The organism is Paraburkholderia sp. (genome assembly GCF_036488795.1).
In the GTDB taxonomy this organism is placed as follows: domain Bacteria; phylum Pseudomonadota; class Gammaproteobacteria; order Burkholderiales; family Burkholderiaceae; genus Paraburkholderia.
Genome location: NZ_DASXHA010000143.1, coordinates 12,725 through 25,817 on the forward strand (window position 1 = coordinate 12,725; position 13,093 = coordinate 25,817).

10 protein-coding genes are annotated in these 13,093 nt (G+C 64.6%); 4 read left to right on the forward strand and 6 right to left on the reverse strand.

Annotation, left to right across the window (positions count from 1 at the left end):
- Positions 1-51: 51 nt before the first annotated feature.
- Positions 52-1,221: a cation diffusion facilitator family transporter gene (locus VGH41_RS21305; protein ID WP_414696693.1), complete on the reverse strand. Its 1,170-nt coding sequence runs from the start codon at positions 1,219-1,221 to the stop codon at positions 52-54.
- A 56-nt stretch (positions 1,222-1,277) separates the two neighbouring features.
- Positions 1,278-1,604, reverse strand: a complete 327-nt coding sequence (locus VGH41_RS21310; RefSeq protein ID WP_331599544.1) for a metalloregulator ArsR/SmtB family transcription factor — start codon at positions 1,602-1,604, stop codon at positions 1,278-1,280.
- Positions 1,605-1,725: 121 nt separating this feature from the next.
- Here VGH41_RS21310 and VGH41_RS21315 point away from each other — a divergent pair, with 121 nt between their 5' ends.
- Positions 1,726-3,573: a tetratricopeptide repeat protein gene (locus VGH41_RS21315; RefSeq protein ID WP_331599545.1), complete on the forward strand. Its 1,848-nt coding sequence runs from the start codon at positions 1,726-1,728 to the stop codon at positions 3,571-3,573.
- Positions 3,574-3,759: 186 nt separating this feature from the next.
- Here the strand turns inward: VGH41_RS21315 and VGH41_RS21320 are convergent, their stop codons facing one another.
- On the reverse strand, positions 3,760-5,055 hold the full coding sequence (locus VGH41_RS21320; RefSeq protein WP_331599546.1) for an MFS transporter: 1,296 nt from the start codon (positions 5,053-5,055) through the stop codon (positions 3,760-3,762).
- Between the two features lie 312 nt (positions 5,056-5,367).
- Between VGH41_RS21320 and VGH41_RS21325 the strand changes: the two genes are divergently transcribed.
- Positions 5,368-5,904, forward strand: a complete 537-nt coding sequence (locus tag VGH41_RS21325; RefSeq protein ID WP_331599547.1) for a GNAT family N-acetyltransferase — start codon at positions 5,368-5,370, stop codon at positions 5,902-5,904.
- Between the two features lie 34 nt (positions 5,905-5,938).
- Here the strand turns inward: VGH41_RS21325 and VGH41_RS21330 are convergent, their stop codons facing one another.
- From VGH41_RS21330 to VGH41_RS21340, 3 genes are all read right to left on the reverse strand, one after another.
- Positions 5,939-6,676 (reverse strand): DUF2968 domain-containing protein, encoded by a 738-nt coding sequence (locus tag VGH41_RS21330; protein ID WP_331599548.1) that lies wholly within the window; start codon positions 6,674-6,676, stop codon positions 5,939-5,941.
- A gap of 485 nt (positions 6,677-7,161) precedes the next feature.
- Positions 7,162-8,592 carry a gamma-glutamyl-gamma-aminobutyrate hydrolase family protein gene (locus VGH41_RS21335; RefSeq protein WP_331599549.1) on the reverse strand — a complete coding sequence of 477 codons (1,431 nt, stop codon included), beginning with the start codon at positions 8,590-8,592 and terminating at the stop codon, positions 7,162-7,164.
- Positions 8,593-8,737: 145 nt separating this feature from the next.
- A complete protein-coding gene (locus VGH41_RS21340; protein WP_331599550.1) occupies positions 8,738-10,495 on the reverse strand; it encodes a cation:proton antiporter in 1,758 nt (585 codons plus the stop codon).
- A 215-nt stretch (positions 10,496-10,710) separates the two neighbouring features.
- Between VGH41_RS21340 and VGH41_RS21345 the strand changes: the two genes are divergently transcribed.
- Both VGH41_RS21345 and VGH41_RS21350 read left to right on the forward strand, forming a co-directional pair.
- Positions 10,711-12,093 carry an amidase gene (locus VGH41_RS21345; protein WP_414696694.1) on the forward strand — a complete coding sequence of 461 codons (1,383 nt, stop codon included), beginning with the start codon at positions 10,711-10,713 and terminating at the stop codon, positions 12,091-12,093.
- Positions 12,094-12,168: 75 nt separating this feature from the next.
- Positions 12,169-12,678: a disulfide bond formation protein B gene (locus VGH41_RS21350; RefSeq protein ID WP_331599551.1), complete on the forward strand. Its 510-nt coding sequence runs from the start codon at positions 12,169-12,171 to the stop codon at positions 12,676-12,678.
- Positions 12,679-13,093: the final 415 nt, after the last annotated feature.

Below are 13,093 nucleotides of genomic sequence, written 5' to 3' on the forward strand. Positions count from 1 at the left end.
TAGTGTACGCCGCCGCCCCGCGCACTGCGGGTGCATCGCGTCAAAGCCGCCTCAGGGCGCGTGCGGACGATCGAGCGCGCAGCAGTGGTCGGTGGTGCCGAGATCGACTTGCAGCGTGGCGTGCTGCATCGCAAACTTTTCGCGCAAGGTGACGACGATCGCGTCGACCGTCGCGTCGCCCGGGTGGCCCGCCGGCATCACCAGATGCACGCTCAACGCGTTGCCGGTGGTCGACAGCGCCCACACGTGCAGATCGTGCACGTCGGTCACGCCCGGTTGTCCGGCGAGATAGTCGCGGATGCCCTGCAGATCGACGCCGGGCGGCACCGCGTCGAGCGCGAGACGCACCGAGTCGCGCAGCAGCCCCCACGTGCCATACACGATCACCGCGACGACGACGATACTCATCAGCGGATCGAGCCACGTCCAGTTGGTACCGAGGATGATCAGCCCGCTCACCGCGACGGCCGCCGAAATCAACGCGTCAGCCGCCATGTGCAGAAAGGCGCCGCGAATGTTCAGATCTTCCTTCTGCCCGCGCATGAATAGCCACGCGGAAAAGCCGTTACCGAGCATGCCGATGCCGGCCACCACGAAGACAACGAGGCCCTCCACCGGTGTCGGATTCAGCAAGCGATTGATCGCTTCGGCGACGATCACGCCGCACGCAAACAGCAGCAAGCCCGCGTTCGCCAGCGACGCGAGGATCGACGTACTGCCGTAACCGAAGGTGTACCGCGCGGATGGCCGGCGCGTGGCGAGCCAGGCGGCGCCCCATGCGAGCAGCAGACCGAGCACGTCGGACAGGTTGTGGCCGGCATCGGCGAGCAGCGCGGTGGAATGCGCGACGACGCCGTAGATGGCCTGAACCACGACGATCGCGACATTCAGCGCCACCGCGATGGCGAACGAGCGGCCATGGCCGGCCGCCGGCGCGTGATGGTGATGATGGCCGCCGGGGCCGTGGCTATGTCCGTGACTGTGGCCGTGTGCGTGTTCAGCCTCTTCGTGAGCTTCATGGCCCTCATGGCCCGCATGGCTCCGCGTCTCGCGGTGTCCGGCGTGATCGTGCGCCGCGTGCGTCCCGTGGTCGTGCCCGGCGTGGTCGTGCCCGGCGTGACCATGAGCCGCATGATCGTGTTCTGCGCGGGCCCGCTTGACGCCCTCTTGCGCCGACAAACCTGCGCGCGACTCATCGGCATTCGCCCCCGCGAGCCACATTGGCGCATGCTCGTCTACGCGCTCCTCGGCGGGGCGATCGGATTCTGGTGTTTTCTTCATTGCTGATCCAGCGGAAATTCGGTTATCGGTTCGGCTACGTGTTCGAGCATGTCAGTGAGCATTCCGCTGATATGCCGGTCCGCCGCGACGTAGAACACCTGCTTGCCCTGGCGTTCCGCGCGCACGATTCGCGCGGCACGCAAGAGACGCAGATGATGACTGACCAGCGACGGCGACAAACCGAGCGACTCGGCAATCGCGCCCACCGCCCGCCGCTCGTCGACACAGGCCAGCACGATGCGCAGGCGCGTGGGGTCGCCGAGCAAACGGAACAGATCGGCAAGTGGCACCACGCGCTCGTCGTTGGATACGGAGAACATCATCGACACACATATGAACAGGTGTTCATATGTTATAGATCAAAGGCCAGTCCGTCAATTGGGAACGGCAAGCCGAGTGTGGGAAAATGCCGCATTTGCTTTTAAAGACCGGCCTTTTCCCGTCATGGAATCAGTTTTTGAGAGCGCCTATGCGGCGCATCGTGACGGCCGCCTCGACGACGCCGAGCGCGGCTATCGCGCCACACTGGATCTCGATCCCGCTCACGTCGACGCACTGCACCTGTTGGGCGTCCTGCGCCACCAGCGCGGCCAGCACGCCGAAGCGGTCGATCTCGTGGGCCGCGCCGCCCACCTGCGTCCGCAGGATGCGGCGCTGCAGCTGAATCTTGGCAATGCATTGAAGGCACTGGGACATCTCGACGGCGCGATCGAGCGCTTTCGCAACGCGCTGACGCTGGCGCCGACTTTCATGCTGGCGCACTACAACCTCGGCAACGCTTATGCGGCGGCCGGCCGGCACGAAGACGCCGCCGACGCCTTCCAGAAATCGTTGCGCCTGCAGCCGCAGAACGCGTCGTCGCACAACAACCTGGGCAATGCGCTGCATGCGCTGGGACGCCACGACGAAGCCATCGTCTCCTTCCAGCGCGCACTCGAATTGCAAGCGGGCCACGCGGGCGCGCACAACAATCTCGGCATGGCGCTCAATGCGGTTGGCAGGTCCGACGAGGCGATCGAGCAGTTTCGCGCGGCCGTCTCCGCGCAGCCGCGTTTCGTCGCGGCACATTTCAACCTCGCCAATACACTCGACGCCACCAGCCAGCACGCCGCGGCAGTCGCGGCATTCGAGGTCGTACTGGCGCTGCAGCCCAACTTTCCGCCCGCGTTATTTGGCCTCGGCAATGCGCTCGCCGCAATGGGACGCCACAAGGAAGCGTTGCCGCGCTTCGAGACCGTGGTGGGGCTCGACCCGCAATTTGCCCTTGCGTGGCTGAGCCTCGGCACCACGCATCACGCACTCGGCGCGCATGCGGCTTCCGTGCGTGCCTTCGATCAGGCTTTGCGGCTGCGGCCCGATCTGGCGTCTGCGCATATGAACCGGGCGATTGCCTGGCTCACGCTCGGCGACTTCGCGCGCGGTTTGCCCGAATACGAGTGGCGTCTGCAGACCATGGCGCAGCGAGACACGCACACGCTGCCACGCTGGCAAGGCGAGCCGATCGACGCGCAGACGCTGCTGATCCACGCCGAACAGGGCTTCGGCGACACGCTGCAATTTGCGCGTTTCGTGCCGCTTGCCGCACAGCGCGCCGCTCGCGTCGTGCTGGAGGTTCAGCCACAGCTCGTGCCGATTCTCACGCCGGCTGCGCAGGAATGGCGCGTCACGTTGATCGCACAGGGCGCGCCACGCCCGCAAGCGGATCTGCAATGCCCGCTGCTGAGTCTGCCGCTCGCCCTCGGCACCACCGTCGAGACGATTCCGGCGCGCACGCCCTATCTCAGCGTGCCGCCTGCCTATGGGCGCAAATGGCGTGGTTCGATCGGCGGCCAGGCGAAGCGCAAGATCGGCCTCGCGTGGTCGGGGCGCGTGCAGCAGCAAGAGAACCGTACGATGCCGCTCGTCGAACTCGAACCGCTGTTCGCACTCGAAGGCATCGACTGGATCGTCCTGCAGCCGAATCTCAGCGCCGCGGAGCGTGCCACGCTCGACGCCCATCCGCGTGCCGGGTCGATTCATCGCTTCGACAGACACATCGGCGACTTCGCGGACACCGCGGCGATCATCGAGCGGCTCGACGCCGTCGTGTCGATCGACACCTCCATCGCTCATCTGGCCGGCGCACTGCGCAAGCCGCTCTGGCTGATGCTGCCGTTCGCAGCGGACTGGCGCTGGTTCGTCGACGAACCGCGTAGCAAGTGGTATCCGGGCGCGCGCCTCGTGCGCCAGCCACAGCCGGGTGCGTGGGCCGCGGTGGTCGAAGAGGTTGCTCGCGAACTACGCAGCGCGTGAAAACCGGCGCCTCAAGCAAAAGCCCCACGCTTGCGAAAGTGTGGGGCTTTTTTGTCGAAACCCTGGTTGGCGCCGCAGTGGGCGCCTCAGTCGAAGCGCTCGAAGTAGCAGTGCTGCTATTTACCCTACCCGCGCGGCTTCCACTGCACCTGGCTGTAGGGCCAGGCGCAGTCGCACTACATTCGCTTACGCGGCGCGATACTGATTGCGCGCCTCAGCGGTGCGATACAGCACGAGCGTCGCGATCAGGCCGCAGATGCCCGCGAGACCCAGCCACAAGCCCGGCGCGGCCTTGTTGCCGCTCACGTGGATCAGCAGCGTCGAGATAGCCGGCGTGAAGCCACCGATCGTCGTTGCCAGACTATACGCAAGCGAGAAGCCCGCAGTGCGCACTTCGACCGGCATCACTTCGGTCAGCGCCACCACCATCGCACCGTTGTAGCAGCCGTACAAGAACGAGAGCCACAGTTCGACGGCCAGCAGGCGCGCGAACGACGGCTCGGCGACCAGCCATTGCATGGCCGGATAAGCCGTGAGAATGGTCAGGATGGTGAACACCAGCAGCACCGGACGACGACCGATGCGATCCGACACGGCGCCCGCCAGCGGCAGCCACACCAGATTCGACAAGCCGATACAGACGGTCACGACGAGCGCGTCGATCGACGACAGCTTCAGCACTTCCTTGCCGAAGGTCGGCGTGTAGGCGGTGATCATGTAGAACGACACGGTCGTCATGATCACCATCCCCATGCCGCCGAGCACGATGCCCCAGTTCGCGGCCATCGACTTCATGATCTCGCCCATGCTCGGACGATGCTTGCGCTTCGCGAATTCTTCGGTTTCCTGCAGCGAACGGCGAATCAGGAACAGGAACGGCACGATCAGGCAGCCGATCAGGAACGGCACACGCCAGCCCCAGGACGTCATCTGCTCGACCGGCAGGACCTGATGCAGCACCACGCCCATCAGCGCGGCGAACACCACAGCAACCTGCTGGCTGCCCGACTGCCACGAGCAGTAGAAGCCTTTGTTGCCTTTGGTGGCGATCTCCGACAGGTAGACCGAGACGCCACCCAGCTCCACGCCGGCAGAGAAGCCCTGCAACAGGCGCCCCAGCAGCACCAGAACCGGCGCCAGCACGCCGATGGTCGCGTAGCCCGGAATGGCCGCGACCGTTAGCGTGCCGAGCGCCATCAGGCCGAGCGTCAGCATCAGACCTTTGCGGCGGCCGTGGTGATCGATGTATGCGCCGAGCACGATCGCGCCCAGCGGCCGCATCAGGAAGCCCGCGCCGAACACGGACAGGGCCAGCATCAGCGAGGCGAAATCATTGCCGCTCGGGAAATAGGTCTTGGCGATTGCCGAAGCGTAGTAGCCGTAGACCATGAAATCGTACATTTCCAGAAAGTTGCCGCTGACGACGCGGAAAACTGTCCGGACCTTGGATTCGCTGGAAGACGCGTGAGGCGCAGTAGACATGAGACTCTCTGATTGGCCCGCCGCCGGACCTGAACCGGCAAGGCTGGGCGGTTGACGACAATCCACCGCGTCTGCGGCCAGATGCCTCTGGCGTGGATGCAAAAAAACTGATGGCGCCGGGGGGCGCTGCATTTTGATGCCGGTCGCATTGCGACGGTATCAGGGTAAACCTAGGGTAATCCCGCGCAACGTCGGCTAGCCGGAATGTTACCGTTCCTGCTGGTGCCTTGCATTCCAGAAAGCCTTGGAGGAGACCCGCGGCCGTCTCCCGCAGCGCCCTTCGTCATTGCCTTTTCAATTGAATACCCGCTGATGCCCACCGCTCGTACCCTTTCATTGCGCCCCGCAACGGCCGCCGACGCCGAGCTGATCGCCTCGATTCATGCCGTAAGCTGGCAAGCCACCTACCGCGGCCTGTTGCCGGACGCCTTTCTCGACCGCGAAGTCACACGCGAGCGCGCCGCCTACTGGCAGGCACGCCTGAACGCGCCGGCCGCCGAGCGGCGCAGCGTGGTGATCGCGGAAAGCGCCGGCGAGCCGGTCGGTTTTGCCTGCGTGGAACGGCAGCCGGACTCGGCATGGGGCGTGTTGCTCGACAATCTGCATACGTTGCCGGGGCATCAGGGGATGGGGGTCGGAAAGCTGCTGATGCGCGCTGCCGAAGACTGGGCGCGCGCGCAAGGCGAAACGCAGCTCTATCTTTATGTGCTCGAAGGCAATCGGCTGGCGATCGGTTTCTATGAGCGGCAGGGCTGGCAGTTCGCGGGCGCCGAGCCCGACCAGATGGGCGGCGTGGATATCACCGCATTGCGCTACGTGTACAAGCTGGACGGCCGCGCAACCCGCTAGCCCGAAGGGGAAGCTCAGCCCCATGGCCGCCGGCTCATTGCGAGGTCGCCAGACCCGACTCGTTCTGCCGCTGCAACTGCTGCACCTCGTTCTGCACCTGGCGCAACTGGGCTTGAGCCTTCTCTTTCTCGGCGCGTAAGGCAACGGCTTCGTCTTGCGTCTGACGCTGGTAATCGGCGACCTTCGCCTGCTGTGTGCGAGCCACGTCGAGGTCGGCCTGCAAGCGCCTCGCGCGATCTTCCGACACTGCAATCACATTCTGGATAAAGGCTTTTTGCGCCTGCAACTGCGTGCGACGGATTTCCACTTCGGCCAGTTGCGCGGTTTGCCGGACAAAGCCGGCGTAGACCGTTTCGGCGCGCGTGTCGTCCTGGGACTTGATTACCCGCCAGAAATGCTTGTCCTGAAACAATGCAACGTAATACGTCATGTCCTGCGGGTAGAAAAACAGGCTCGCGCCGTAGCTGCCGTTGTAGGTGGTGCGCAACTCGGTGAGTTGCGAGTCGTGGATCATTTGCATCAGTTCGGCAACATTGCCTTGCGCGTCGCCGCCGCTGCCATTGATGACGCTATTGCCACCGGTGGAGGCTGCCTGCAATGCAGCGGCAACCGGTTGCGGCGTCAGCGTGTTCATGGCCGGACGCGTACCGACGACCGGCACCGCATCCGATAAACCGGCGCTCTCTCCTGCCAGCACGAGACCACCATGCTGCAGCAGCGCACTCGTGGTCGCGAGCAGCATTGCGCGCCGTACAGTTAAGAGGGACTTCATACTTGCATGCTCCATGCGATCTTCAAACAGCCGCAGATTATCGCTTGGATTGGCGATCGAGCGAAGCACTCGCGTGTCGCGCGACAACACTTTAAATCGAGATAGATAGCAATCTTAAGAATCCATCAAAACAGTCGACGCATCGCGAAAAAAAGCGACGCTGATGCAGTGAAAAAAAGGAAAGATCGCTTGCAAGGTATTGCGAGGAAAACGGCCGCAAAAACGCAGAAGACGGCTTGGGTGATACGCGGACTATTCAGAGATGAATAGCGATGGAAACTCAATCTACCTTATTGGCTACGATTTTATATCGCATACCTTATTATCTTGTTAAATCGGTTTAGCCGCGAAAAATCCCTGGCACTGACAGGCCGGCTTGCGCACAAGATACCAGGTTGCGATTTGCGCACCAAAAAAGAACGGCTCCGCATAGAAACGGAGCCGCACTTTCGCCGACGTCTTTCTGCTGGAAAGGCCGATGGATCCTAGAACCGCGTTTCGCGCGCCACACGCAGGAAAGTGTCGAGCAGCGGCGTGCAATCCAGCAGCTCCGGTCCGCCCGCCCGATGAAACTCCGGGTGCCACTGCACGCCCATCACGAACGGCGCGCGCCGATAGCGCACGGCCTCGATGATCCCATCCGAGGCCGACACCGCCTCGATGTTCAGATCGCGCCCGATCGTCTTCACCGCCTGATGATGAATCGAATTGACGATCGCATCGCGCCGCCCCGGAAACATATTCGCGAGCGTCGAGCCATCCGGAAAATGAATGCCGTGGCGATGCTGGTCGTAATGCTCGTTGACGTGCACACCGGCTGTGGGCACATCGGTAGCAATGTCCTGGTAAAGCGTGCCGCCAAACGCCACATTGATCAGCTGGCAACCCCGGCATACGCCCAGCACCGGCTTGCCTGATTCAATGAACTCGTGCAGCAGTTCCAGTTCGTACATGTCGCGCACCCGGTCGCCAGGCCACTCGGGGCTGGTGGCCTGCTCGGCGTACGACTGCGGCGAGACATCCGCGCCACCCTGCAGCAACAGCCCATCCAGATGCTTCGCGTAATCGCGCAGACGGATGTTGCTTGGGTGCAGCATGCCTTGATGACCAACCGTGGGAATCATGAACACCAGTACGTCGCGCGACATCACCCAATGCGCGATCGACTCCTCCAGATATTGCAGCGTCTTGCCGCGCAGCCCCTTCGCGCCCGGCTCCGGGTGGAAGATGCGCGCCGACACGCCGATGCGCAGCGTGCGCTGCGTGATCCGCTGCCCCGCGCGATCGAAGATCTGCCGTGCGCGTGCCGCGATGATGCGGCCAAACACGGACCACGCCGAATCCGTCTGCTTCAGATAGCGCGGTGGCGAGGGCGGCAGTGCATTGGGCGGCGGCGGGTTTGACGCAGTGAAGTCGGGCGCCGCGCCGAAACCGGGCGGCGGCGAACCCGCTGTGCCGCGCGCGCTCGCCGCTTTGGCGGAGGCACCGTCTGCGGCCGGCGCATTTGCCGTGGACGCTTGCGGTTGCGCCGTCGCGGTCTTGTGCGCGTGCGCAGCGTCGCGTTGATGCACCGCGGCCTCCTGCCTCGCCGTTGATTCGGCGGCCGACGCGCGCGCTTCGGCGGCGTCGCGTTGCTGGGCCTTCGCCGGATCTTCGGGGGTGACGGTCGATGCGCTGTCGGGATCGTCGGTTGACGATCTGACCGCTGCCTCTCCAGCCGCTGGCGTTGGCCCCGCGGCCTGCGCCGGCACGTCTTTCAGCGGCGACTGGATGGCATCCTCGTGTGAGACAGGCAGCGAGACCTCCGGCGCCGCAGATGACGTTGAGGGCTTCAAGCCCTCAGCCGGTTGGCCGGACGCTGGCTGCGACGGGGGGGTGCCGGGCGTACCGGCATTCTCTGGTTTGTTTTCGCTCATGACTGTCGGACAGGCGCCTTCCACGCGAACGAATGGATATCCATTGATTATCCGCTACCGGGCGGAACGCGGCAAACCTGCACACAATTGGTCACATTGTCGGCTTGAGCGGCGCGCGGCAGCGGCATCGAGCGGCGCTATGTTCTTATGGATCCGGTTGTTCGTCGAAGGTTTCGCGCAATGCGATCTGCAGCGCCGCGTGGATCTTCACGCACCAGCGCCACAGCAGCGTCACCAGCAGCGCGGCGCAGACCAGCACCGCGGCCAGCAATCCGGTGGGCGGCAGGATTGCGCCGGAAAGCGCCGCGACCAGCAGGAAGACACCCACCATCGAGACGACCGGCACGAGGTCGGAGATCGCATAGCGGATCGCACGCGTGAAGCGCCCGGCCTTCGCCGGCTGCACACTCAGCTCGGCGAGCAGCAACGCGAGCGATTTGGTCTTGCGGTACACCGCCACCAGGAACGGCATGGAAACAAGCAATGCGACGCTCCACAGCACCACCCGTTGCGTCGGCTCGGAGGGCAGCCAACGGTCGAGCTGCGCGTTCGCATACGTCGCGCCGTACGTCACGGCAACGAAGATCGCGACGACGAGCGCCAGGTTCACCGCGATCTGCAGAATGATGCGGCGCGTGATGCTAAAGAGCGTCGGCTCGCCGCGCGCCGGCTTCAGGCTCTCCAGCCACTGTCCGTACATGCCGAACACGTTGGCGATGGTGCGCGGCATGGCGTGACTGAGCCGTTGGGTGAGCGGATCGGCGGCGCGGATCAGGTAGGGCGTGAAGAGCGTCGTCAATGCGGAGACCGCCACCGCGATCGGATACAGGAACGCGCTCGTCACTTTCAGCGTGAGACCGAGCGACGCGATGATGAACGAGAACTCGCCGATCTGCGAGACCGTCATGCCGACGCGCATCGCCGTACGCCCGTCCTTGCCCGCGAGGAAGGTGCCGAGGCCGCACGAAACGATCTTGCCGCAGATCACCGCCACGGTGATCACCGCAATCGGCCACGCATAGTCGACCAGCACATGCGGGTTCAGCATCAGGCCGATCGTCACGAAGAAGATGGCGGAAAACGCGTCGCGCAGCGGCGCAATCAGATGTTCGATGCGATGCAGATGGCGCGACTCCGCCATGATCGCGCCAATCAGGAACGCGCCGAGCGCGATGCTGTAGTCGAGCTTGACGACCAGCAGGCAGAAGCCGAAACAAAACCCGAGCACCGAGACAAGCAGCATCTCGTCGCTGCCGGAGCGCGCCACGTAATTGAGCGCGCGCGGCACCACGAGAATGCCCACCACCAGCGAAACCGTCATGAACAACAGCAGCTTGCCGAGCGTGACGAGCGCAATGCCCGCGCTCAACTCACCGGTCTGCGCGATGCCGGACAACAGCACCAGCATCGCAATGGCCAGGATGTCCTCGACGATCAGAATGCCGAACACCAGTTGCGCAAACTTTTCGCGCTTGAGGCCGAGATCTGCCAGCGCCTTGACGATGATGGTGGTCGACGAGATGGCGAGGATCGCGCCGAGAAACAGCGAGTCCATCGAACTCCAGCCGAACGCGCTGCCGATCTCATAGCCGAGCCACAGCATCAGTACGATCTCCGAGAGCGCGGCGACGATCGCCGTTGCGCCCACCTGGAACAGCTTGCGCAAACTGAATTCGAGCCCGAGCGAAAACATCAGGAACACCACGCCCAGTTCGCCGAGCGTCTGAATGGTCTGCTCGTCGTGGATCAGCTGGAACGGCGGCGTGTATGGCCCGATGATCACGCCGGCCGCGATATAGCCCAGCACCACCGGCTGTTTCAGGCGATGGAACAGCACGGTGACCACGCCCGCGAGCGCCATGACCACCGCCAGATCCTGAATGAAGCCGATTCCGTGATGCATACGCCGGTTTCCTTACAAAAAGTAATCTGAGATGGCGATAGTAACGCACCTCTGGGCCGCCGGCCGGTTCAAGCGTCCAGGCTGAAACCGTGATCTACAATGGGGACGGAATAGGCATCACAGCGAACCTGATAGCGAAGGTGCGCGTCAATCCGCACGGCGCGACATCGCAGCGTTTCGCGCCGCCCTCTTCAACCGGATTTGACTGGATCTGCATGACCATGGCCACTGAATTCACGCCCTTCCCGCCGCTCGCCCAGTTGGCCGCCGATCTGGCTGCCGGCCGCACGACGAGCCGCGCGCTCGTCGAAACCGCCTTGGAGCGGATTGCCGATCCGGCCGGCCAGGGGTCGACGGTGTTCATGCACGTCGATGCCGACAGCGCCCGCGCCGCAGCCGACGCGCACGACCGCCTGCGCGCCGCCGGCACCGTGCTGTCGCCCCTCGCGGGCATTCCGGTGTCGGTCAAGGATCTGTTCGACATTCAAGGCCAGGTCACCCGCGCCGGTTCGACCGTGCTCGCCGACGCGCCGCCCGCCACCGCCGACGCCGTCGCAGTGGCCCGTCTGAAGCGCGCGGGCGCGGTGATCGTCGGACGCACGAATATGAGCGAGTTCGCGTTTTCCGGATTGGGGCTGAATCCGCACTACGGGCATCCTCTGTCGCCCTATCGGCGCGGCGTGAAAGGCGACGAGCGGATCTCGGGGGGCTCGTCATCGGGCGCGGGGGCGTCGGTCGCGGACGGCATGGCCGCCGTCGCGCTCGGTACCGATACCGGCGGCTCGATCCGCATCCCGGCAGCGCTGTGCGGCCTCACCGGCTTCAAGCCGACCGCCGGGCGCATCCCGAAGCAGGGCGGCGTGCCGCTCTCACCGACGCTCGACTCGTTTGGGCCAATCGGCGTGTCGGTGGCCTGCTGCGCGTTGGTCGACCGCATGCTCGCTGGGCTCGAACCGCGCATTCCGGCGGTTCGGCCGCTCGAAGGCGTGCGCCTCGGCGTCCTGACCCATTACGTCACGGACGGCGTCGAACCGGCGGTCGCCGCCGCCATCGACGCGGCCCTCAAACATCTGGAGGCCGCCGGCGCGATTGTCAGCGAAGTGCGGTTTGCGCCGCTCGACCGCTTGCCGGAGATCAACCGTTTCGGCTTTTCGCCGATCGAAGCGTACGCATGGCACCGGCCGCTGCTGGAAAAGCATAGCGACCAGTACGACCCGCGTGTGCTGAGCCGCATCCTGAAGGGCCAGCCGGCCAGCGCCGCCGACTATCTGGATCTGGTGGCCGAGCGTCACGCGCTGCTGGACGCGGCTCGCGCGCTCTGGCAACGCTTCGATGCGATCGTCGCGCCGACCGTGCCGGTGGTGCCGCCGCGCCTCGCGGACCTCGTCGATGACGACGATGCCTTCGGCCGCATCAATGGGTTGATCCTGCGCAACCCGAGCGCGTTTAATTTCCTCGACTGCTGCGCGCTGTCGTTGCCCTGCCATCAGCGCGGCGATGCCCCGGTCGGACTGATGCTGGCGGGCGCGCCGTACGGCGACGACGCGTTACTGGCGATCGGCCGGGCGGCCGAAGCGGTGCTCAAGCCGATCCGCTAAACGAAAACGACCTCGTGATGTTCGCGCTAGAATCGCGGGCACCTGCCCTTTGGATTTTCCACAGCCACCCGATCCATGAATAACGACAATGCGATGCTGCGCCGCGAGCGCACCCTGCTGGTTCTGCTTGGCCTGATCTGCGTCGCGCTGGTGGCCGGCGCGCTCTACATGCAATACGGCCTGCGCGAAGATCCTTGCCCGCTGTGTATCCTGCAACGTTATTTCTTCCTGCTGATCGCGATCTTCGCGTTCCTCGGCGCGCGCTTCAACAGCTGGCGCGGCGTGCGGCTGCTCGAAACGCTGGCTGCAATTTCGGCGCTGGCCGGTATCGCGACTGCCGCCCGACATGTCTACGTGCAGGCGAATCCGGGCTTTAGCTGCGGCTTCGACGCGCTGCAGCCGCTGGTCGACAGCCTGCCGCCGGCGCACTGGCTGCCGGGCGTGTTCAAGGTCGCCGGACTGTGCGAGACCGCGTATCCGCCGATCTTCGGCATTTCGCTGCCGGGCTGGTCGCTGATCGCGTTTGTCGTGGCGTTCGTGCCGCTGGCGCTGAGTCTCGTGCGCAATCGTCGCCGGATCGCCTGAGTCGGGCGCGCACCAGACGCTGCCTCAACGCAGCGGGAGGGCCGCCGCATGGGGGTGGACGCTCGCAGAAGCTGAGGCCACTGCGAATGGCGGCCACGGCAAATGGCCGCCACGGCAAATGGCCGCCACGGCCAATGCCACTGGTCCAGGCGACCCTTGCGGCTCGTGCCAGCCTTTTCAGGATGGAACGCCGCGCAAAGCCGCCTCTATCGTCGTAAACACCTGGCCTCTTCCCCGCCTATTTTTAGCAGCAACAAGACGCCGGCTCATCCCCTTCCATAGCCACGCACCCTACCCGCCGCGCCTTACCCCGCCTGCCTGCGCGCCCAGTAACCGGATCTGGCGTGGCCACCCGGCGATCCGCCGGACATCCTCACTCATGACCTCCCGCTGATAACCCGCATCACCGTAGGGA

Excerpts from the sequence above, each read along its gene's own strand:
- VGH41_RS21320 (WP_331599546.1), bottom strand. The coding sequence starts at position 5,055 with ATGTCTACTGCGCCTCACGCGTCTTCCAGCGAATCCAAGGTCCGGACA.
- VGH41_RS21345 (WP_414696694.1), top strand. The coding sequence starts at position 10,711 with ATGACCATGGCCACTGAATTCACGCCCTTCCCGCCGCTCGCCCAGTTG.
- VGH41_RS21330 (WP_331599548.1), bottom strand. The coding sequence starts at position 6,676 with ATGAAGTCCCTCTTAACTGTACGGCGCGCAATGCTGCTCGCGACCACG.
- VGH41_RS21315 (WP_331599545.1), top strand. The coding sequence starts at position 1,726 with ATGGAATCAGTTTTTGAGAGCGCCTATGCGGCGCATCGTGACGGCCGC.
- VGH41_RS21305 (WP_414696693.1), bottom strand. The coding sequence starts at position 1,221 with ATGTGGCTCGCGGGGGCGAATGCCGATGAGTCGCGCGCAGGTTTGTCG.
- VGH41_RS21310 (WP_331599544.1), bottom strand. The coding sequence starts at position 1,604 with ATGATGTTCTCCGTATCCAACGACGAGCGCGTGGTGCCACTTGCCGAT.
- VGH41_RS21350 (WP_331599551.1), top strand. The coding sequence starts at position 12,169 with ATGAATAACGACAATGCGATGCTGCGCCGCGAGCGCACCCTGCTGGTT.
- VGH41_RS21340 (WP_331599550.1), bottom strand. The coding sequence starts at position 10,495 with ATGCATCACGGAATCGGCTTCATTCAGGATCTGGCGGTGGTCATGGCG.
- VGH41_RS21325 (WP_331599547.1), top strand. The coding sequence starts at position 5,368 with ATGCCCACCGCTCGTACCCTTTCATTGCGCCCCGCAACGGCCGCCGAC.
- VGH41_RS21335 (WP_331599549.1), bottom strand. The coding sequence starts at position 8,592 with ATGAGCGAAAACAAACCAGAGAATGCCGGTACGCCCGGCACCCCCCCG.